General features: G+C 60.1%; 18 protein-coding genes. 13 read left to right on the forward strand and 5 right to left on the reverse strand.

Annotated features, from left to right (window positions below; genetic code table 11):
- Nucleotides 1-486: 486 nt before the first annotated feature.
- From BDB13_RS17045 to BDB13_RS17105, 12 genes are all read left to right on the forward strand, one after another.
- Nucleotides 487-1,878 carry a UDP-glucose dehydrogenase family protein gene (locus tag BDB13_RS17045; RefSeq protein WP_094272677.1) on the forward strand — a complete coding sequence of 464 codons (1,392 nt, stop codon included), beginning with the start codon at nucleotides 487-489 and terminating at the stop codon, nucleotides 1,876-1,878.
- On the forward strand, nucleotides 1,875-3,560 hold the full coding sequence (locus BDB13_RS17050; protein WP_094272678.1) for a hypothetical protein: 1,686 nt from the start codon (nucleotides 1,875-1,877) through the stop codon (nucleotides 3,558-3,560). Before BDB13_RS17045 ends, BDB13_RS17050 begins: the two co-directional genes overlap by 4 nt.
- Nucleotides 3,561-3,642: 82 nt before the next feature.
- Entirely contained in the window at nucleotides 3,643-4,620 is a 978-nt protein-coding gene (locus BDB13_RS17055) for a UDP-glucuronic acid decarboxylase family protein (protein WP_094272679.1), read from the forward strand.
- An 18-nt stretch (nucleotides 4,621-4,638) separates the two neighbouring features.
- Complete coding sequence (locus tag BDB13_RS17060) at nucleotides 4,639-6,546, forward strand: glycosyltransferase family 2 protein (RefSeq protein WP_094272680.1); 1,908 nt, start codon at nucleotides 4,639-4,641, stop codon at nucleotides 6,544-6,546.
- Nucleotides 6,543-7,634 carry a UDP-glucose 4-epimerase GalE gene (gene galE / locus BDB13_RS17065; protein WP_176459599.1) on the forward strand — a complete coding sequence of 364 codons (1,092 nt, stop codon included), beginning with the start codon at nucleotides 6,543-6,545 and terminating at the stop codon, nucleotides 7,632-7,634. The genes BDB13_RS17060 and galE overlap by 4 nt, the downstream gene beginning before the upstream one ends.
- On the forward strand, nucleotides 7,631-8,281 hold the full coding sequence (locus BDB13_RS17070) for a hypothetical protein (RefSeq protein ID WP_094272681.1): 651 nt from the start codon (nucleotides 7,631-7,633) through the stop codon (nucleotides 8,279-8,281). Before galE ends, BDB13_RS17070 begins: the two co-directional genes overlap by 4 nt.
- A 56-nt stretch (nucleotides 8,282-8,337) precedes the next feature.
- Nucleotides 8,338-8,826, forward strand: a complete 489-nt coding sequence (locus BDB13_RS17075; protein ID WP_094272682.1) for an FBP domain-containing protein — start codon at nucleotides 8,338-8,340, stop codon at nucleotides 8,824-8,826.
- A gap of 42 nt (nucleotides 8,827-8,868) precedes the next feature.
- Nucleotides 8,869-9,378 carry a nitroreductase family deazaflavin-dependent oxidoreductase gene (locus BDB13_RS17080; protein WP_094272683.1) on the forward strand — a complete coding sequence of 170 codons (510 nt, stop codon included), beginning with the start codon at nucleotides 8,869-8,871 and terminating at the stop codon, nucleotides 9,376-9,378.
- Nucleotides 9,379-9,489: 111 nt separating this feature from the next.
- Nucleotides 9,490-11,085 (forward strand): alpha/beta fold hydrolase, encoded by a 1,596-nt coding sequence (locus BDB13_RS17085; protein WP_094272684.1) that lies wholly within the window; start codon nucleotides 9,490-9,492, stop codon nucleotides 11,083-11,085.
- A 160-nt stretch (nucleotides 11,086-11,245) separates the two neighbouring features.
- Nucleotides 11,246-12,847, forward strand: a complete 1,602-nt coding sequence (locus BDB13_RS17090; protein WP_094272685.1) for an alpha/beta fold hydrolase — start codon at nucleotides 11,246-11,248, stop codon at nucleotides 12,845-12,847.
- A 183-nt stretch (nucleotides 12,848-13,030) separates the two neighbouring features.
- The gene (locus tag BDB13_RS17095) at nucleotides 13,031-14,347 is read left to right on the forward strand and encodes a M23 family metallopeptidase (RefSeq protein ID WP_254922845.1); all 1,317 of its coding nucleotides are present in this window, start codon (nucleotides 13,031-13,033) and stop codon (nucleotides 14,345-14,347) included.
- 455 nt (nucleotides 14,348-14,802) lie between these two features.
- Entirely contained in the window at nucleotides 14,803-15,450 is a 648-nt protein-coding gene (locus tag BDB13_RS17105) for a hypothetical protein (RefSeq protein ID WP_094272687.1), read from the forward strand.
- Between the two features lie 285 nt (nucleotides 15,451-15,735).
- Here BDB13_RS17105 and BDB13_RS17110 read toward each other — a convergent pair whose 3' ends face one another.
- From BDB13_RS17110 to BDB13_RS17120, 3 genes are read right to left on the reverse strand one after another with little or no spacing between them, the layout of a single operon-like run.
- Nucleotides 15,736-16,332 (reverse strand): CHAP domain-containing protein, encoded by a 597-nt coding sequence (locus BDB13_RS17110; protein WP_094272688.1) that lies wholly within the window; start codon nucleotides 16,330-16,332, stop codon nucleotides 15,736-15,738.
- 28 nt (nucleotides 16,333-16,360) lie between these two features.
- Nucleotides 16,361-17,917, reverse strand: coding sequence for an MDR family MFS transporter (locus BDB13_RS17115; RefSeq protein WP_094272689.1), 1,557 nt, complete (start codon nucleotides 17,915-17,917; stop codon nucleotides 16,361-16,363).
- Nucleotides 17,918-17,947: 30 nt separating this feature from the next.
- Nucleotides 17,948-18,580 carry a TetR/AcrR family transcriptional regulator gene (locus tag BDB13_RS17120; RefSeq protein WP_094272690.1) on the reverse strand — a complete coding sequence of 211 codons (633 nt, stop codon included), beginning with the start codon at nucleotides 18,578-18,580 and terminating at the stop codon, nucleotides 17,948-17,950.
- A 111-nt stretch (nucleotides 18,581-18,691) separates the two neighbouring features.
- Here BDB13_RS17120 and BDB13_RS17125 point away from each other — a divergent pair, with 111 nt between their 5' ends.
- Nucleotides 18,692-19,036 carry a zinc ribbon domain-containing protein YjdM gene (locus BDB13_RS17125; RefSeq protein WP_094272691.1) on the forward strand — a complete coding sequence of 115 codons (345 nt, stop codon included), beginning with the start codon at nucleotides 18,692-18,694 and terminating at the stop codon, nucleotides 19,034-19,036.
- Here BDB13_RS17125 and BDB13_RS17130 read toward each other — a convergent pair.
- Together BDB13_RS17130 and BDB13_RS17135 are read right to left on the reverse strand one after the other, a co-directional pair.
- A complete protein-coding gene (locus BDB13_RS17130; RefSeq protein WP_094272692.1) occupies nucleotides 19,023-19,271 on the reverse strand; it encodes a PLDc N-terminal domain-containing protein in 249 nt (82 codons plus the stop codon). The genes BDB13_RS17125 and BDB13_RS17130 overlap by 14 nt on opposite strands.
- A gap of 27 nt (nucleotides 19,272-19,298) precedes the next feature.
- Nucleotides 19,299-21,005 carry a SulP family inorganic anion transporter gene (locus tag BDB13_RS17135; RefSeq protein WP_094272693.1) on the reverse strand — a complete coding sequence of 569 codons (1,707 nt, stop codon included), beginning with the start codon at nucleotides 21,003-21,005 and terminating at the stop codon, nucleotides 19,299-19,301.
- Nucleotides 21,006-21,037 lie beyond the last annotated feature (32 nt).

The following is a 21,037-nucleotide window of genomic DNA, read 5'->3' on the forward strand; positions in this document are numbered from 1 at the left end:
TGTTGGAACAGTAACCGGACGCGGCGTCCGAAATGGGACGAAGGTCACAATTTATCAATAGCGGGCCGGACCTCTCGGGTTCGTGATGCTGAGAGTTAATTGTGAATATGCTGGTTGTACGGCAAAACTGATCCGATCGACAAAGAGTTGGACAACCGTCCATTGATCTGCAGAGATGCAAGATCCGGGCGGGTTCGACTGTCTGGGTGTTGGCTTTTTCAAATTGAGCGACGTAACGTCACCCTCGCAATCATTCAGCTAGTTTAGAACTGAATTATTGCTCGATTGTGTGTAGTGCATACATGTCTCGTGGGGGCGTGCTGCGCTACCTGTTGTCGACAGGTTTGTGTGTCAGATGGATGGCTGAAAACTTCTGCAGTTCAGCGAAATTCGACGTTCCCGTTCGGTTGTCGCCGATTTCGACCGACGGTCGCGTTCGCGCATCGGTATTACCGCTGATGGCGGGGAAAATTCGGGGGATGTCTCATGAGTGTTCGTATTGCCGTCTTCGGGCTGGGATATTTGGGTGCGACACATGCGCTGTGCATGGCAGAACTAGGCCATCACGTTGTCGGCGTCGATGTCGACATGAAGAAGATCGATATGCTCCGGTCTGGAGAACTGCCGTTCTACGAGCCAGGCTTGGGAGAACTACTTCAGCGAAACCTTGCCGCGGGCAGGCTGCGATTCACTACTTCCTACAGCGAGGCTGCACAATTCGCTCAGGTGCACTTCATCGCGGTCGGGACGCCGCAGCGGTCGGACAGTCTTGCCGCAGACCTGTCTCATGTCGATGCAGTGATCGAATCTTTGGCACCATTGCTGACGAAGCCGGCTGTCCTGTTCGGTAAATCCACGGTGCCTGTCGGAACGGCGAAGCGCCTGGCAGCGCGCGTTCGTGAACTGGCGCCGGCGGGAGAAACCGTCGAACTCGCCTGGAATCCGGAGTTTCTCCGTGAAGGATTCGCTGTCCATGACACCCTGAAACCCGATCGGCTTGTGCTCGGTGTCGACAGTGCGCATCCCAGCCGTGCAGAAACAGTGGCTCGTGAGGTGTTTGCGCCCCTGCTCGATGACGGGGTGCCGTTCCTGGTGACCGACTTCGCGACCTCCGAATTGGTCAAGGTAGCAGCGAATGCATTCTTGGCCACCAAGATTTCGTTCATCAACGCGATGGCGGAAGTGTGTGACCACACGGCCGGTGACGTATCGATGCTGGCCGAGGCACTCGGATATGACCCGCGTATCGGTCGTGAATTTCTTCGTGCCGGTGTCGGATTCGGTGGCGGGTGCCTACCGAAGGATATCCGGGCATTCAGCGCCCGTGCCGACGAGTTGGGTGCCAAGGGAGCGTCGGCCATCTTGATGGCTGTGGATGACATCAATACCCGATCCCGAAGTCACGCAATCGATGTCACACGGGAAGTGTGCGGATCGCTGCCGGGGGCGCGGGTGGCGGTTCTGGGTGCGGCATTCAAACCGGACTCAGACGACGTGCGAGACTCACCGGCCCTCGATATCGCGAACCAACTTCAGCGTCACGGCGCGGACGTTGTCGTGTACGACCCCATGGCGATGGGGAATGCTCGTCTGCAATTCCCGGGATTGAGCTACGCCTCAACTCTCGGGGATGCCTGTGAAGGTGCCGATGCCGTTCTGGTACTTACCGAATGGGCAGAGTTCCGAAAACTGCATCCGCGCGATCTCGATACGGTGGTCCGTTGCAAGGTGCTCGTCGACGGGCGCAACTGCCTTGATCCGGCGCCGTGGCAGAAGGCCGGCTGGACGTATCGCGGAATCGGAAGGCCGGAATTGACGGTGACCGAAATCGGCGTGCCGGCGAGAGTCTCCGACAGGGAGTTCGCGGTGGGTGCATGACTGGTCGACTTCGGCGAAGTGTTGTCGTGCCGGCGGTCGTCCTGCTTCTGGTGGGGTTGGGGGCGGCGGCGGGTGTCGTGTTCGTAGCGCGGGGGACATCATTGCTCAGTGAATCGCGAACTTTCTATGTGAGTGGGTCGGGTGATGACCGGGCGGATGGGCGATCGCCCTCACGTGCCTGGCGGACTCTCGATCGCGTGACAGCTCAGCAGTTGCGTCCGGGTGATCAGGTCCTACTCGCTGGTGGTGAACATTTCACCGGCCAACTGGGTCTGGGTGCCGATGACGCCGGGGATCCGGAACAGCCTGTGGTGATCGCGTCGTACGGGACCGGTCGGGCAGTTCTCGATGTGTCGAACGAGCCTGCTGTGGATATCTACAACACCGGCGGCGTGACCGTTCGTGACCTTCTCGTGGTGGGCGGACCGGATAGTTTGTCCGTCGACGGAATCGATGTGTACAACGACCTGCCGGAGCGCAAGCGGCTCGCCGGGATCGTGATCGAGAGTGTCGAAGTCAGTGGCTGCAAGAATGGAATCGCAATCGGCTCTGCTCCACAGGCTTTGGGATTCGAGAATGTCTCGGTGCGTGACAGTTCATTGCACGACAACAGGATTGCGGGACTGACCGTCTACGGTCCTGAATTTGACGCTGATGCGCCCGTGTACGCGAACAGCAATGTCAACGTATCGGGAGTTTCGGCCTATCGGAACACCGGAGACCCCGCGGCAGTTGTGAATACTGGTAGCGGAATTGTGTTGGGAAGTGTCGAGACTGGGCGGATCGACCGGTCAACCGCGTACGGAAACGGTGCGCTGTCCGCGGCGGATGAAGGTCCCATCGGAATCTGGACGTACAATTCGACCCGCATAATTATCGAGAACAGTCTCTCGTACGGAAATCGTACGAGCGGTGCTGACGGTGGCGGTTTCGGTTTGGATCTCAATGTCTCGGATTCTGTTCTCCAGTATAATCTTTCATACGACAATGACGGTTCGGGCTTGCTGCTCTACGGTGTTGCTTCGAATCGAGCGCATGCCCGGAACGTGGTGCGTTTCAACATCAGCAGCAACGACAGTCGGCGCGGTGAATTCCACGGCGGGATCACGGTTCTCGGCGGACTTGCCGGCGGGGATCAACCGGGCGGCATCGTCGGTGGCCAGATCTACCAGAACACAGTTGTCATGGGAGCGGCGGCGGATGGAGCCCTGCCGCCGGTGGTCCGAATCGGTGACGCTCTCGACAGTGTGGTGTTGCGTAACAACATCTTTCTGTCCCTCGATGGCGGACCGGTCGTGGTTTCCGTGAACAGCACAGAAAATGGTGTGACGTTCTACGGCAACAACTACTTCGGATCCACCGATCAGCCCACGATCCTGTGGGAGGGTATGGACTTCGAGAGTCTGAACGGATGGCGCAACGCGACTGGTCAGGAGACCTCCTCGGAGGAGGCCGTCGGATCGGACGCCGATCCGGAACTTGTAGACTCGGCTTCACCGAGTGCGGTCACGACAGCTGATCAGATCACGAGCGCATCCGGGTTTCAGCTGCGTCCGGGCTCGCCGATGATCGGATCCGGAGTTCTCCTTCCAGGTATCGATCCGGCGACTCGTGACTACTTCGGCGTTCCGTTGAACCCGAATCGAATCGACAACGGAGCCGGCCAGTTTGCCGACACCTGATGCGTGGCACTGAAATCGAGTGCCAATTTCGAATAGTGAATTTAGTTCCGAGGATCTCTCGGAAGAATATTCAAGGAGCATCATGCGTATCTTGATCACAGGCGGTGCGGGTTTTCTGGGATCGCATCTGAGTGAGTTTCTCCTCTCGCGCGGAGACGAGGTCGTCTGTCTCGACAATCTCTCCTCCGGACGTCGAGCGAATATCGAGCACCTCCTCGGGAGTGATCGGTTCCGTTTCGTTGAAGCCGACGTGCGCACGGCAATCGATGTCGACGGACACTTCGACGCCGTCGCGCATCTCGCGAGTCCGGCCTCGCCGCCGGACTATCTTCGTCGACCCCTCGAAACCCTCACCACGGGTAGTCAGGGAACATTGAGCGCTCTCGAATTTGCGCTCGGGCACCAGGCGAGATTTGTTCTGGCGTCGACCAGTGAGGTCTACGGTGATCCGTTGGTTCATCCTCAGACCGAGGACTATTGGGGAAATGTGAACCCGGTGGGACCACGGAGTGTCTATGACGAGGCGAAACGATTCGCTGAGGCACTGGCCACTTCGTATGGTGCGTCGCGGGGGTTGAATGTTGGAATCATGCGTATTTTCAACACATTCGGACCGCGGATGCGGGCTGACGACGGCCGAGCTGTGTCGACGTTCATTGTCCAGGCGTTGTTGGGTGAAGCGCTCACGGTGTTCGGTGACGGGCAGCAGACGCGGAGTTTCTGTTATGTCGATGATCTTGTGCGTGGCTTCGTTTCGATGATCGATTCGTCGGAGCCTGGTCCTGTCAATTTCGGAAATCCGGAAGAGTTGACGGTGCTTGAACTTGCTGAGCTTGTTGTGAAGTTTTCGGGGTCGAAGTCGGCGATTACTCGGCGTCCTTTGCCTGTCGACGATCCCACCCGGCGGAGACCGTCGATCGGACGCGCGTTCGACCGATTGAACTGGGCTCCGGCAGTGCCGGTAGAGACCGGCATCAAACAAACCATCGACTGGTTCGCCCAAAATCGCTCCGAGGTCGAGGCTGCGGCAGGGCTCTTTGCTGATACCACCGCCCCCTGATCGACAGGACAGCAGGGCGTGAACTCGAATACGGACGGCAGAACATTGGCAAAGACGGCAGGTCGATCGACTGTCAAGCATCGCGCCCGCCGAGGCGCAGACTCTGGCGGAGTCCGGCCGGTGGCCGACGGAGTAGCCGAGGCGCTGTTCGAACTCTCCGACGGTGAGGTGGTCGCGGCGCCTCCATCCGGCCCGGTTTTCGCGCACCACCGACCAGTGCGACGCAAAAGCGCCAGCAGCACTTTTGTGCACGCGTTGTCCACAGAAACTCGCGCGATGATCGGGCTTCTGACCGTGGGTTGGCTGGTGGGCGTAGCCTTCTTCTGGTGGTGGTGGCTTGCGCCAGAGCACCGCCTCGGGTGGTTCGGTCTAATAGTCAACAGTGCACTGTTGTCCTACATTTGTTTGCGCCCTTGCTATGTTCTGATCGCAGCGAATCGCCTACGCAAAGTCAATCCGAAATTGCCAATTCCGGAACTGAGGGTCGCTCTTGTGGTGACCAAGGCACCTTCTGAGCCGTGGGCTATGGTTCGCGAGACGCTCGAAGCGATGCTCGCTCAACAGTTCCCGTATGCCTATGACGTCTGGCTTTGCGACGAAGCGCCCTCTGCCGAAATATCAGCCTGGTGCGAGCAGCACGGTGTCTCGGTCAGTACCCGCAACGGTCGATCCGATTACCACCGCGATACGTGGCCGCGCCGGACCAAGTGCAAGGAAGGCAATCTCGCGTTCTTCTACGACACGGTCGGATATGACTCCTACGACGTCGTATCTCAACTCGATGCGGATCATGTTCCGGCCGTGACGTATCTCGCCGAGATGGTTCGGCCTTTCGCTGATCCGGCAATCGGGTATGTCAGTGCCCCTAGTCTGTGTGATTCGAATGCTGATCAATCATGGTCTGCGCGTGGGCGTCTGTATCGTGAGTCAACCTTTCACGGACCCTTTCAGCTCGGGCACAATCATGGTCTTTCGCCCCTTTGCATTGGTTCGCACTACGCCGTGCGTACGGCCGCGGTGCGATCGATCGGTGGTATCGGGCCGGAACTCGCCGAGGACTTCTCTACGACGTACCTCCTCAACACCGCCGGTTGGAGCGGCGCATTTGCCATCGATGCCGAAGCACATGGTGAAGGTCCGGCCACCTTCGGTGCGATGTTGACCCAGGAATTCCAGTGGTCGCGGAGCCTCGCAGTGGTCCTTCTTACTCTCGTCCCACGCACCGTCGTCAGGCTTCCCTGGTCGCTGAGAATCAGGTTTGTGTTCGCACTGAGCTACTACCCGCTCCTCGTCTTCACCACTACGGTGGGCCTCATGCTGCCTCCCATCGCGGCTGTCACGGGTGTTCCCTGGGTGCGCGTGAACTATCTCGATTTCCTTGCGCACTGGTTCATTCCGTCTCTTTTCTTGTTCGTGATCACGGTGATGCTTCGCTGGAAGCATCTCCTGCGACCGAAGAACGCGTCACTGTTCAGTTGGGAAGCATTCCTCTACGCACTCGCGGGGTTTCCTATCATCGCTTGGGGCTTGATGGCGGCGTGCATTCAACAAATCGTTCCGCGGCCTGTGGTCTTCAAAGTGACGCCCAAGGGCACGGGTGAACTAGCGCCGATGCCGGTGGGACTCGTCGTTCCGTACCTTGTGATCTCGGTCGTGCTGTCCGGGGCGGCAATCATCGGGATAGGCAGAACGGGAGCGGTCGGCTATATCGGCTTGTGTCTGATCGCGGCACTCTGCTACAACATCGTTGCCTGTGCAGCGCCGATCTTGCATGCCAAAGAGGGCGCGAAAACGGTTGCGCTCCCCTTTGGTGTCGCTCTGCTCACAGTGTGGAAGCCGTTGTGTGCGTGGATGATTGTTTCGATGCCGCTGTTTCTGGCTCTGGCGGCTTATCCCGGATATTTGATGAAGGAGCTCGGGTTATGACACTGCGACGGACGGTGCTGGTCACTGGCGGAAGCGGATTCATCGGAAGTCACACTTGTGTGGCGCTGATCGAGAGTGGTCACGAGGTGATCGTGATCGACGATTTTTCGAACAGTTCACCGGAAGCGCTTGTGCGCGTGGAGACGCTGACCGGCACCACACCGACTTTCTACGAACTCGACCTGCGTGATCGGCCGGGGTTGTCGGATGTTTTCGCTCGCCACGACATCGATGTTGTCATCCATTTTGCGGCGAAGAAGGCGGTGGGGGAGTCGACGCAGATTCCTCTGGATTATTTCGATGTCAATATCGGTTGCACGACAAGCCTTTTGCGGGTGATGCATGAGTATGGGGTGCATCGGTTGGTGTTCTCGTCGTCGTGTTCGATTTACGGTGACGCACTACCGAAGCCGCTGTCCGAATCCGATGTGCCCGGGCCGACCAATCCGTATGCGTGGTCGAAGTGGACGTGTGAGCAGTTGATCGAGCAGGCGACTCGGTATCACCCGGAGATGCGGGCGACTGCGCTTCGGTATTTCAATCCGATCGGTGCTCATCGCAGTGGTGTGCTCGGTGAGGCGCCGAAGGGGCCGTTGCATAACGTGATGCCGTATTTGATGCAGGTTGCGGCGGGGAGGTTGCCGGCGCTGAATGTGTTCGGTGATGATTATCCGACGTCTGATGGGACTGCTGTGCGCGATTACATTCATGTCGTTGATGTGGCGGACGGTCATGTTGCGGCGGTTGAGCATGTCGATGATGTGCCGGGAATGCAGGTGTTCAATCTCGGTACCGGGGTGGGGACGTCGGTGTTGCAGTTGTGTGATGCGTTTGCACAGGCTAGTGGGCGGGAGATTGCGTCTGTGATTTGTGAGCGTCGGATGGGTGATGTTGCGGTGTTGGTGGGGGATCCTCGCAAGGTGGAGGTGGCGTGGGGTTGGCGTACGAGGTTTGACCTGGACGCTATGTGCCGGGATGCGTGGAATTTTCAGACTCTCAACCCGAATGGGTACACGGCAGGGGTATCTCCGGATGTTGTTGCAGCAGAAGGTCGTCGAGCGGTAGGAATTGATACTGTCGAGGCATGAGAACTCCCGTAGTGATCGACGGGCTGCACCTTCGGTGGTTCGTCCCGCCCAAGCTGGGTGAGACGGTCCACTGGGGGCTGGCCTGGAATTCCGCCAGTCCGCGAAGGTGGGCTGCGCTGGAGCCGAAGTGGTCACAGACCGCCGACGTGCGTGCGAGTTCGAAGCTGCTGATGCGGCGATTGACAGCAGGCCCGAAAGCTGATGTGCTGGCGCAACCTTCGATCGGTCGTGCCGGCGCCCTGCAATTCATGTTCAATGCGGATCTTCCGGTTCCGGCGCAGATCGCAGTCTCTGGCGCGCTGACCCTTGTTGCGGGAACTCCACGCAAGAATGTGGCAGCAAGGCAAATGTGGGCGGATTTCGACTCCGACGCGATCACTGTCGGAGTGATACGACGTCTGCGACTGGTGTCGATAGCGTCGGATATGTTGCCGAATGCCCGTCTGCCACACGGATCGAATTGGGGATGGGCGTCACGGCAGTTCGTGTCCGGGACGGAACGGGTCTACGAATTAGCGCACCCGCCAGACACACTCGCGTCGTACCAGCTGACGGACCGGGTGAACGGGCTGCACCGCGAGAGCTTCCTATTGGTGGACCTCGAGACTGCCCGTAGACCTGATCGGAAAACACGTTGCACGAGGTAAGGATCGCCGCGTAGCGTCGAGGTGCACTGATTCACCAGCCGAAACGGAGTTCTACCGTGTTGCCGCTCACCGAACGCGATATTCGCGGGTCTTTCGTCAACTGTTCGAAAGGTGAAGCGAAGCGGCTTCCGGTGCCGCGGGATTTGGATCGGCGACCGTGGGAAGATTTGGACTTCTTCGGCTGGAACGACCCGACAATGCCAGGGCGTGGGTATCTGGTGATTCCGCAGGGCGACGAGTTGGTCGGTATTGCGCTCCGCTACCAAACCGGGAAATCGGGTCGCGCTCAGATGTGCACCATCTGCTTGACGACGCACGGCAGTGGGGGAGTCTCGTTGCTGACCGCAGCCAAGATCGGTGAGGCCGGCCGGCGCGGCGACACCATCGGTACGTACATGTGCACTGACCTGGCCTGTCCGCTGTACGCGCGCAACAAGCGGCGGCCGTCTGCCGGCAACCGCTACCAGGAAAATCTGACGTCGGAAGAAAAGGCAGAGCGAGTTGTCACGAACATCGGTGCGTTTGTGGCGATGTTGGGCTCCTGATCGAGTCCTGTACTTGTCAGTGCGTCGGCGAGACAATCAGGTATGGCCAGTGACGCGTTTCCCGATGTCCGGTGGGGACACGATCGGCCGTTGCTCAAGAAGCCGCTGGACGCTTTTGCATCGTCGCGGTTCGGCTCCTGGTATATCCGGAAAATGACGCCGATCGACCGAAAACTGCTCAATCGAAGCAACGGTCGATTGACGATTTTCGGTCCCATCGGTGTGCCACTGCTGTTGTTGACAACTACCGGCCGGAAAACGGGGCAACCGCGTACCACTCCGCTCACGTACATGTGTGAAGACGATCGCCTGTATTTGGTCGGTAGCAACTTCGGGCAACGACACCACCCCGCGTGGTCGTGGAATCTGTTGGACAACCACGATGCCTCGGTGTTGATGGGCGGAATCGAAATTCCTGTTAGAGCAACAATGCTGACTGGTGGTGAGCGGGAGCGCATCTTCGACAAGTTCGTCGAATACACCCGCACCTACGAGGAGTACACAAGCCGCACCACACGAGATCTTCGGGTATTCGCTCTCGATCGACGGTAGTCCTGATTATTGGGCTCAATATCGGAGAATTTAGAACAAAACGGCCTTTTCGTACATAGGCTCAAGAAATTGGGCCAATGCGCTCGGCACAGGTCCGCTTTGGAGTTCGCCATGACGAATCTTTATCGGACCGGCCGCGGGCATTGGCGCAGCGGACTGGTCGCCGCAATACTTCTTGTCCTCGCCGGGTGCAGTGCCAGTCCGAGTGAGACTGAGTCGGCCGACCCGGCCGGGCCATTACCGTTGGGAGATTTCACTTACGCCGCGAACCCCTGCCTCGATCCATTGATTCCGGGTGCTCCTCTGCCGCCGTTCGGTGACGACTTCACTTGCGGCACACTGATTGTCCCGCAGAACCGTAGTCAGCCCGGGGGTGCGACCATCACTATCCCGGTGGCGCGCCAGCGCGCTCAGAATCCACAGTCGGAGATGCCTCCTTTGCTGATGCTGTCCGGCGGGCCAGGAGGTAGCGGACTGCTCGACGGGCTGATCTCGTACAGCGGCCTGGACCTCAACAAGGACCGCGACGTGATCTACATCGATCAGCGCGGCACACTGCGGGCGACGCCTTTCGTGGCGTGCCCGCAGGTGGACGCAGTGATGCAGAGCTTGCTGGACAAGCCCTACACCGACCCTGCGACGGAGGCTGCGGGTACCGCTGCCGTCGCAGCCTGTAGTGAGCAATTTCGTGCTCAGGGTGTTGACCTGGATGTTTTCAATTCGCTCGAGAATGCTGCTGACCTTGCCTCCTTGCGGCTGGCGCTGGAGATCCCGGAGTGGGATGTGTACGGCGTGTCGTACGGCAGTGACCTCGCGCTGCAGTACCTGCGCGACTTCCCGGACGGTATCCGCGCTGTTGTGGCGGATTCTGTGGTGCCGCCGCAGATGAACCTCGCAGACACGTTGTGGCCCAACGCGGCCCGGGGATTCGACGCACTCGAGGCTGCCTGCGACGCGCAGCCCGCCTGCCAGGCCATGCTCCCGGACTTGACCGGGACGCTGGCTACGACCGTGACCGACCTCGATGCGCACCCGCAGGTGGTTTCGGTGACAGCGGGGGATGGGTCGCCGGTCGACGTGATGGTTGACGGCTACAAACTCGCGTCGCTCGTGAACTCGGCATCGTTGGCCACCAACGGACTTGTCGATATGCCGGCGATCATTGCGGCAGCCGGCAGCGGCGATGTCACTCCTGCAGCGCAGTTGCTTGGGAGTGCTCAACCCTCGACTGTCCCGCTCGTCGGGTCGGGACTGACGTACGGGGTGTTCTGCGGCGAAGCCGTCGCACATACCAGTGCCGAGGCCATGTTCGGTGCCGCGAAGAACTCGCTACCCCAGTTCCCGGACGCGGTCCTGAGCCTTACCCCGCAGCTGCCTTGGCTGGTGGGGGACTGCGCGGCGTGGAATGTCGACGCAGTGCCGGACCTTGTCGTGCAGCCTGCCAACAGCACCGTCCCGGTGCTGTTGTTGAGCGGCGGCCTCGACGGCGTAACTCCACCCGGCAACGCCGATATCGCCAAGGCCACCCTCCCGAATTCCGTCGCGTTGACCTTCCCGGAGTCGGGGCACGGCGTGCTCACCCAGTCCGATTGCGGTCCGGCGGCAGTTACCGGATTCCTGGACGACCCGTCGGCGTCGTACCGACCGCAATGCCTCGACACTGTCGTGATTCCGCCGTTCTCGACATCACTGGTCGGATCGGGGTAGTACTGAGCGCCATTCGAGTACTCGGCGAGCCGGCCCAGTGGTGGCTGGGATGGAATCGAAATTCTAGACATCGGAGAATTCGGAACATAACGGTCTTTTCGTGCATAGGCTCAGGTAATTTGGCCAATGCGCTCGGCACAGGTCCGCTCTGGAGTTCGCCATGACGAATTCATATCGCACCGGACGTTGGCATCGCCGTTGCGCGCTGGTCGCCGCCGCCATGCTTTTTGTCCTCGCCGGCTGCACTGGCACTCCGAGTGAGACCGAGGTGACCGATCCGTCCGCACCGTTGCTGCTGGGAAACGTCAGCTACGCAGCGAACCTCTGCCCTGATCCATTGATTCCCGGCATGACTCTTCCGTCATTTGGTGCCGACTTCACCTGCGGCACACTGACTGTCCCACAGAATCGTGAGCAGCCTGATGGTGCCGTCGTCACCATTCCCGTGGCGCGCCAGCGGGTACAGAACCCGACCGCTGCGATGCCTCCCTTACTGATGCTGGCCGGCGGACCCGGAGAGAGCGGGCTGGTCGACGCACTGGTTACTTACAGCGGCCTGGACCTCAACAAGGACCGCGACGTGATCTACTTCGATCAGCGCGCCACACTGCGTGCGACGCCCTTCTTGCCGTGCCCTCAAGTGGATGTCTTCATGCAAGGCGCACTGGCCAAGCCGTATTCCGACCCCGGGACGAAGGCTGCGAGTAACGCTGCCGTTGCAGCCTGTAGTTCGCAATTACGGGGCGAGGGAATTGACCTGCATGCCTTCAATTCGCTCGAGAATGCTGCTGATGTTGCCTCGTTGCGGTTGGCACTGGGTCTCTCGGAGTGGGACGTGTACGGGGTGTCGTACGGCAGTGACCTCGCACTGCAGTACCTGCGCGACTACCCGGACGGTATCCGCGCCGTTGTGGCGGATTCGGTGGTGGCGCCGCAGATGAACCTCGCAGACACGATGTGGCCGAACGCGGCCAAAGGATTCGACGCACTCGAGGCTGCCTGCGACGCGCAGCCCGCCTGCCAGGCAATGCTCCCGGACCTGGTCGGGACGCTGGCTACGGCCGTGACCGACCTCGATGCGCACCCGCGGATGGTCTCGGTGACAGCGGGGGATGGGTCGCCGGTCGACGTGATGGTTGACGGCTACAAACTCGCGTCGCTCGTGAACTCGGCCGCGATGGCGGTCAACGGACTTGTCGATATGCCGGCGATCATTACGGCCGCCGGCCGCGGCGATGTCACTCCCGCCGCGCAGTTGCTCGCGACGGGGGCACAACCCGCACCGGTCTCGATCGTCGGGTCGGGACTGTTTTACGGGGTGATCTGCGGCGAAGCCGTCGCGCACACCAGTGCCGAGGCCACGTTCGGTGCCGCGAAGAACGCGCTACCCCAGTTCCCGGACGCGGTCCTGAGCCTTACCCCGCGGTTGCCCTGGCTGGTGGGGGACTGCGCGGCGTGGAACGTTGGGGCAGTGCCGGACAAGGTCGCGCAGCCTGCCAACAGCACCGTTCCGGTGCTGTTGTTGAGCGGCGGCCTCGACGGCGTGACTCCTCCCGGCAACGCCGATATCGCCAAGGCGACGCTCCCGAATGCCATCGCGTTGACCTTCCCGGAGTCGGGGCACGGCGTGTTCACACAGTCCGATTGCGGTCCGGCGGCCGTCACTGGATTCCTGGACGACCCGTCGGCGTCGTACCGACCGCAATGCCTCGACACTGTCGTGATTCCGCCGTTCTCGACCTCGCTGGCCTGGCCCGGCTGACGGCGAGCGTAGCCAAGTTCCCTGGCCGAGGGTGAAGCGGAGGGTGAAAAATTCAGGACCGAACGGCCAAGTTTCTCGATCACCGACGAGTGCGGACGAATTCGCAACAAAGCCGGCATTTCGTGCATAGGCTCGACTCAGTCTGATCGATGTAACAGGAAGAATCCTGCTCGCAAGTTCGCTGTGACTAATCGACATGCACAGGCTGAATTCACGGGCGCCATGGAAGTGCCGATCGAAATGGATACGTCGATGCGCAGAACTCCCTTGATCGTCGTCACCTGTGCCGTCTTACTCGTGGGGTGCTCGGCGACTGTCGATTCAGCTGGATCGAATACCTCACCGACTACGGCGACTGACCCGCGCGGCGGTATTCCACCGGGCTACCCCCTTGATGTTGATGTGATGGCGCCCCTTGTCATCACGACACTGGGACCGGATCCGATTCCCGTCACCGGTACCGACGGCAAGGTCCACGTCGCCTACGAAATATCGGTGCTCAACGTCTCGCCGCGGCCCGCGACAATCACGACGCTGGACACGCTGGCCGGTGGACCGGACGGCAAGGTAGTGGCGAGCCTGGACAAGGACGAGGTGCTGGCTCGCACGTTCCTGTTGGCGAACTTCGAGGCGGCGCCGGTTACCGACATTCCCGTCGGGCGCCCGGTTGTGCTGGTACTCGACGACGTCTATGACACCCGCGCCGACGTTCCGGCTGAGGTGACCCACCGCTTGGTCACCACGTACGGCGAGTTCGTCATACCGAATTCCGGACTTGCGGCGAGGTATCCGGACACCGTGACTCAGATCGGTGGAGGCGTCACGACTGGGACAGGCTCGCCGGTGATCATCGGCCCGCCGCTCGCCGGAGACGGGTGGGTCGCAGCCAATGGGTGTTGCGTGATCACCTCGCACCGCGGGGCGATGATGGCGGTCGGTGGACGGATAAACGGCACCGAGCGATATGCCATCGATTGGATGCGGATCGATGCGAATAACCCCGGGCTGAGTTCCAGCAGGGGTGACGGCTCGAAGAACGAGGACTACTTTGCCTACGACGCACCGCTGTTGGCGGTAGCCGACGGCACGGTTGTGGCCGTCGTGTCGGACAAGCAGGACGAGCCGCCGCACCAGGTAAACAGCAACCTCACGTTCGATCAGCTCGGTGGCAACTATGTAATCATCGACATCGGTGAGGGCAATTACGCCTTCTACGCGCACATGATTCCCGGATCAGCCTCAGTGAAGCTGGGCGACAAGGTTTCTCGCGGTCAGGTTATCGGAAATCTGGGAAACTCGGGCAACACCACCGAGGTTCACTTGCACTTTCATATCTCGCGGGCCCCGACACCATTGTCCGGCGACAACGTGCCCTACGAAATCGACGGTTTCACATTCGTTGGTTCGACGGACACGGACACCCTCGTCAAGGGGCCGAATGCCGGTGAGCGAACCGATCAGCTTCCGCTCAATCTGGATGTCATCAACTTTCCCAAATGAGGAGACCGGCAATGCGTAAAGCTCGGCTCGTTCTTGTTGCGGCCGTTGCACTTCTGGCGGGCTGCTCGTCCTCGGCCGATTCCACCGAACCGAACGCATCCCCGACATCGACAGTCGATCCTCGCTCGTCGGAACCGCCAACGAAGAGGGGACCATTACCGACGACGGTCTTCGCATCACTGTGAACGATGGGCCGGACGCCGGCGAGCGTGAGAATCAACTTCCCCTGTGGTTGAGCGTCATCGACTTTCCGGCAGCACCCTGATGTTTGCTGAATTACCGCCGGTGATCACGCTCAATCCGGCTGCGGACAGGTTCCTGACACGACCATAACTCGTTAACCTGCGTAAACAGTGACGATTGGATTCCTGTTTTCCGCACTACGGCGGCATATGTCCAGCTACCGTTCTGGGCAACTCCCGCGCCTGGGTGGGACGTGACCGAGAAGGAACCACATGAATAAATCTGTGCGGACCGCGGTGACGCTGGCGGCGGCCGGCGTATCGGTAATGGCGTTGTCGACTGTCTCCGGTGCGGCCCCACCGGATAACGGTCAGCGGAATGCGCAGGTGAACTTCTGGGCCACGGACCGAGGCGGCTGCAAGGCAGATTTCACCATCGAGAACCACACCAACGTTACGACCTTCACGATCGACTGGCGTATCGACGGCGAGGCTGGGCGCGATATCGGCGTGGGATTCGAGGTCTTCCGCACCGGTACCCCGAACATGGCGAGCAAGGCGTTGTCGCCGACCTGGCCGGACGAGGTGCCGGTGAACACGCCCGAGAACCGCACGATGCTCTCCGGCCTCCCCGCTGTCTCGGCGACTTACACTCAGGACCTCGAGAACATCATCGCCGGCTGGAACCCTGCGCTGCCCAACCCTGACGCGGACACCCACACAGTGGAGTACCGCATAGTGCTCGGCCCGCCCGGGAACAATGGGCAGACCTCTGACGAGTTGCCTGAGTGGCTGGGGGACCGGGCATGGCACACGGTCACGGTGACCGGTTGTAACCCGCCGCCCGACACCGGTTCCCTCGGCTCGATCGGCTCGAGCAGTTGGCTGGGCTCGATCTTCAGTGGGTCAACCGGCTCGTGAGACGCCGGTGTGAGGGTCTGGAATGAGTGCGCCTGAGATTCGGTGATGTGAAGAGTGGGGGCGTCGTCGTCGTGATGGCGTCGTCCCTGCTTTTGCCCTCAGCTCATTGTCAATCACTCTGAGCTGCATCGTGGTTCATGTGAAATTAAGGTCGGACGCCGACGGAAACATAGAATTTTCCGAATTTCTGAATCAGGTTTCTGACGAAACCTTGCGCAAAAGTGACGATCTAACCTCACGTCCAAGCAACGCAAGATCCCTCAGCACAGACGGGGAGGGTCGGCTTCAGAACGTGCCGAAACCGACGATTCCAGTGACTTCGGCCGGATCGATGCGGTGGATCATCACCGAATTGTTCTCGTTGCCACCGATGGTGGTGAGGGTGCCGGAGTCATTGGCCAGCACGATATTCACATGCTGGCCGTAGGGACTGGCGCCGCTGTACAAGATCGTGTCCCCGACCTTGGGTTGATAGTCCTGGCCGTACGGCACGAAGCGTTCGACTGATTCGTAGTACTCCTGCAGCGTGTAGACGCCGGGGATTCGCCAGGAACTCGAGTTCGGGTTGAAAAACGGCGCACCGATCTGGTTCATGTTCCAGCTGACAAAGTCTGCACACCAAGACTCTTCGACGCCCTCGGCGTATTTGGTGCCCGGGTCGCCGGATTCCCATTCCTGTTTCAGGCTGGTCACCAATTCGCTTTGTGCGGAACTTAATTCGCTGTGGTTAACAGTGGGGAAGGAGTTGAGCTTATCGCCCGCCAGAGCGTCGCCGTCGTGGTTGACCCACCAGAGTCCGCCGGCGATCAGGAGTGCCAGTATTACGCAGAATCCGACCAGACCCACGAGCTTGGATCTGGTCGGATTCTGTTCATTTGGCATAACGACACGATAGCGGACTACTCGAGTTTCACTCGAGGGGTGGAGCAGATCGATCGATCGTAGTGGCGAGGGGCTTTTCCTTGATGAAGGTCAGCAGGATGACTGCGACGATTACGAGGGGCACGATGTACATGAAGATCGGTGCCAAGGCGTCGTTGTATGCACCGACGATGATCTCGCGGATCTGGGCCGGTAGCTTCCAGAGGATTGCGGGTGTCAACGAATTCTCATTGTCGCTGACAGCTCCGCCGGCGGCAGGCAATCGCTCGGTCAGAATATCGGTCAGACGGGATGCGAACAGGCTGCCGACAAGCGCACTACCCAGGGAAGCGCCGATCTGACGGAAGAAGTTGTTCGACGCAGTCGCAGTTCCGACTTCGGCTGCGGGGAAGGTGTTCTGGACTATCAGAATCAAAATCTGCATGACGAGTCCGATTCCCACGCCGAGGATTGTGATGTAAATGCCGAAGACGATCAGTGGCGTCGACGGTGTCAGCCTCGAGAGCAAAACCAATGCCACGGCGACGATCGACGTGCCGAGGATCGGAAACATTTTGTATCGCCCGGTCTTGCTGATGATCTGTCCGGAGGCGGTAGAGGCGACCAGCATTCCTGCCATCATGGGAATCATCATCAGGCCGGCTTCGGTGGCGTTCTTGCCGGTCACCATCTGAATGTAGGTGGGCAGGTAAGCCAGCGCACCGAACATCGCGATGCCGATGACAAGCCCCGCGACGGTGGTGAGGACAAAATTGCGCTCCGAGAACAGGTGCATGGGAATGACTGGTTCGGTTGCGCGGCGTTCGACGAACACAAACGCGACTGCGGAAACAATGCAGCCGATGACAAGTCCGATGATGACGGCTGAGCCCCAGGCGTAGGTGTTGCCGCCCCAGGTAGTGAACAGGATGAGGCAGGTGGCAGAAGTCGCGACGAGGATCATGCCGGGATAGTCGATGCTCGGCTTGCCGAGCTTGGGCTTGGGCAAGTGGAGGAATGCCATCGCGCTGGCTATCGCGAGCAAACCGAGTGGCACGTTGATCCAGAAGGCCCAGCGCCAGCCGACTCCCTCGGTGAACCAGCCACCCAGTAGCGGGCCGGCGACTGCTGCGATCGCAAAAACGCCGCCCATCGCACCCATGTACCGGCCGCGCTGCCTGGCAGGCACGACGTCGGCGATGATCGCCTGCGCCAGCAGAATCAAACCGCCGCCGCCGAGGCCTTGTACCGCGCGCCCGGCGATGAGGGTGGTCATGTCGTGGGACAGTCCGCCGATAATCGAGCCGACGATGAAAATGCAGATAGCCCCGATGAACAGGCCTTTGCGGCCGATGAGGTCGCCTAGCTTCCCGTACACAGGCATCATGATCGTCGACGCGAGGATGTATCCCGTCGTGATCCACACCATGTGATTGACACCGTTCAATTCGCCCACGATGGTGGGCAATGCGGTACTGAAAATCATCTGGTCGAGGGACGCCAGGAGCATCGTGATCATCAACCCGGCAAAGACCAGGATGATCGAGCGTTTATCCGACGCGGTTTCCAGTTCGTCTGCGTCGGGCGCAACCTCTTGAGTGGACATGAAGTTCCTTAGTCGAAATCGGTAGTAGTGCTAGCGGTCGGATCGGAGAATCTGGGACATCAACGTCAGTGCCGGATCCACGAGTTCTGATCGTGGACGGTCTCTTTCGCCGTTCTGCCAGGCCCGGAAGACGTATCGCATTGCTGCGCCGGCGATGATAACCGTGGCGGTAGCTTCATCGACTGCGTCAGTGTCAGTGGGTAGTCGATGACTGTCCGGACGTTCGAGCAGTTCGTGCGTGAGCATTCTGGTAAGCGTGTCTTCGAGTTCGTGGAACGTCGCAAGATGCTGTTGGAGCAAGGTTGGGTGCCGCACGAACAGTTGTTTTCGATGGACGAGGAGGTCTGGTCGTTCGTCCATGATCTTCATCGCCTCGGCGAAGACCGCGAGCGCTCCGCGGAGTGGGTCGCCTCGATGTGCAGCGAGGAGTTCGGAGATTACTGCGGTGGGGGGAACCTCGATTGCGATTCCGCCGATTGCCGCGTCCTTTGTCGGGAAGTAGTTGAAGAACGTCCGAGTCGATAGTTCGCAGGCTTCACAGATGCGTTCCACGGTCACTGCGTCGTAACCGAGATCGAGTACGAGTTGGACAGCGGTGCGCTCGATCAATGCTCGGGTTGCAATTCGTTTGCGCTCACGCAGACCCAGATTTTCGGTGCCCATACCGTCAATAATTGCATAGACTGCAAACTTTCACTAAGTGCAAAACCTGTTCAAAGTGTGGGTTATGACTTGCAAAAATTGGCTATCGGAGAAAGCGGCTATGGTGATCGAGTGGAAGACACCTTACCTCCGTGCCCCGAATGTTCCAGCGAATTCACCTACGAAATGGGTGCACTCATGGTCTGCCCCGAATGCGCGCACGAATGGGCGCCGGCAGAAGCAGTTGCCGAAGAAGACGGTGTCATCAAGGATGCAGTCGGCAACATCCTGGCTGACGGTGACACCGTTACAGTCATCAAAACGCTCAAGGTGAAGGGCAGTCCTACCGGCATCAAATCCGGAACCAAGGTGCGAAACATCCGTCTGGTTCAGGGAATTGGTGACCACGACATCGATTGCAAAGTCGACGGAATCGGCCCGATGCAACTCAAGTCGAGCGTCGTCAAGAAGGTCTGACGCGGCCTTCGGCGATTCGGGACCGTTCGGCCATACCGTCGCTTTTCAGAATCACGTAGACCAGGCCGGACACAAACGGAACCAAGAGCAGGAAGCACACCCAGAGCGCCCGGTTCCAGCCTGACTCCTCGTGGTCACGGAAAAGGTCGGCGCTGATCTCGAACAGCAGCACAAGGTACGAGAGCAGCGCCAGACTGATGGCGCCAAGCCAGAATACGGTCCAAAAAGAATCCATGCGTCGTTCTCCCGTCCTGATGTCCGGTCAGCTGTCGTCCGGAACGTCGTTGCGACCCTTGAAGGCGTTCACGGCAGCATCGACGGTGGGGAAGAAGTGCGTCGAATCGAACCGCTCGCCCACGCCGAATTTGATCAGCCTGTCCTTTATCGGACCCTTCAGTTCCGCGAAGGCCAGCCGGATTCCTCGGCCTTCGAGGAAGGTGTCCAGATCGACGAGTTCGTCGACGGCAGTGGTGTCGAGGCCGGTGATCGGCTCGGACGCGATGACGACCCATTCGACGGGGGCCGGAGCCTTGTCGACAACCGAGCGCACGTACTCGTCGAAGATTTCGCCGTTTGCAAAAAAGAGTGGAGCGTCGAAACGCACCAGCACCAAGCCGGGGATGCGACGCCCGTTCGGGTGCCTTTGAATGTCGTGGAATCCCAGCGGGTCACCCGTTTCCACGAGTTCAGTTCGGTGCGGCTGCCACACCTGGGCGATCACCGCTGCCAACGAGAGCCCGATCGCGACCAGAATTCCCTGCAGAACTCCGACGAGTGCAACTCCGAGAAACGCGGCGACAGCGAGTCCGAACTCGACGGTGCTCATGTGCCACATCCGGACCATGCCGCCGATGTCGATCAGCGCGCTTGCCGCGACGATGACGACGGCCGCGAGAGTTGCATCAGGCAGATACGCGGTGAGTCCGGGGGCAACGAGTATGAACACCAATACGGCCAGTGCGCCGACGACGCCCGCCAATTGTGTATGGGCACCGCTCTGTTCGGCTACCGGCGTTCGTGATCCGCTTGCCGAGATCGGGAATCCACCGAACAATCCGCCGGCCACATTGGCGACACCGATGGCCTTCATCTCGGTGCTGCCGTTGACGTCCTCGCCGTGTCGGGCTGCGAAGGTGCGCGAGAGTACGCCGGTGTCGGCAAACGCGATCAGAGCGATACCGGCTGCGGGACCGATCAGGTTTCCGACGTCCTGCCAGGTAACGCCGCCGACCGACGGCAGCGGTAGACCTTCGGGTAGCGCACCCACCATTCCGATCTGATCGGTGAGACCGGCCGCTGCAGACAGAATGATTGCCCCGACGACAGCCACCAGGACACCGGGAACGACGGGGACCCAGAGCCGGAACGCAATGATGACGGCGAGCGAGCCGATTCCGACGGCAGCGGCGACGGGGTCGATGCCACCGTTCGCTACGGATTTTCCGATCTCGCCCAATTCGTCGAGTAGGCCGGACGCGTCGACCGAGAACCCCAGGAGTTTGGGGAGTTGGCCGACAACGACAACCAGAGCAATGGCATTGAGATACCCGAGTCGGATCGGCTTGGAGAGCAGTTCGGTCACGAAACCGAGATGCAGGAACCCGCCGATCAGGAGGATGAGGCCGACGAGGATGGCCAGGACGCCGGCGAGTGCAAGTGCGTTTTCGGAATCACCGACTATGGCCAGCGGCAGAACCGCGGCGGCGATGAGTGGTGCCAACGATGAATCCGGACCCAACACAAGGATTTTCGACGGTCCCACCACCGCATAGGCCAGGAGTGGCACGATGGTTGCGTAGAGTCCGGCGTACGCGGGAAGCCCGGCAGCTTCGGCGTAGCCCATGCCCGCTGGGATCAGTAGGGCCGTGAGGACGAAGCCGGCAGTGATGTCTGTCCGGAGCCATTCACGACGGTACCCGCGGGCAGTTGCGATCCCGGGTAGTCGGCCGAGACTCTCAGTCCAGGACATTTCTTGAGTATCCTCCCTCTCGCGGTAGCAAA

The organism is Rhodococcus sp. OK302 (genome assembly GCF_002245895.1).
GTDB lineage: Bacteria > Actinomycetota > Actinomycetes > Mycobacteriales > Mycobacteriaceae > Rhodococcus_F.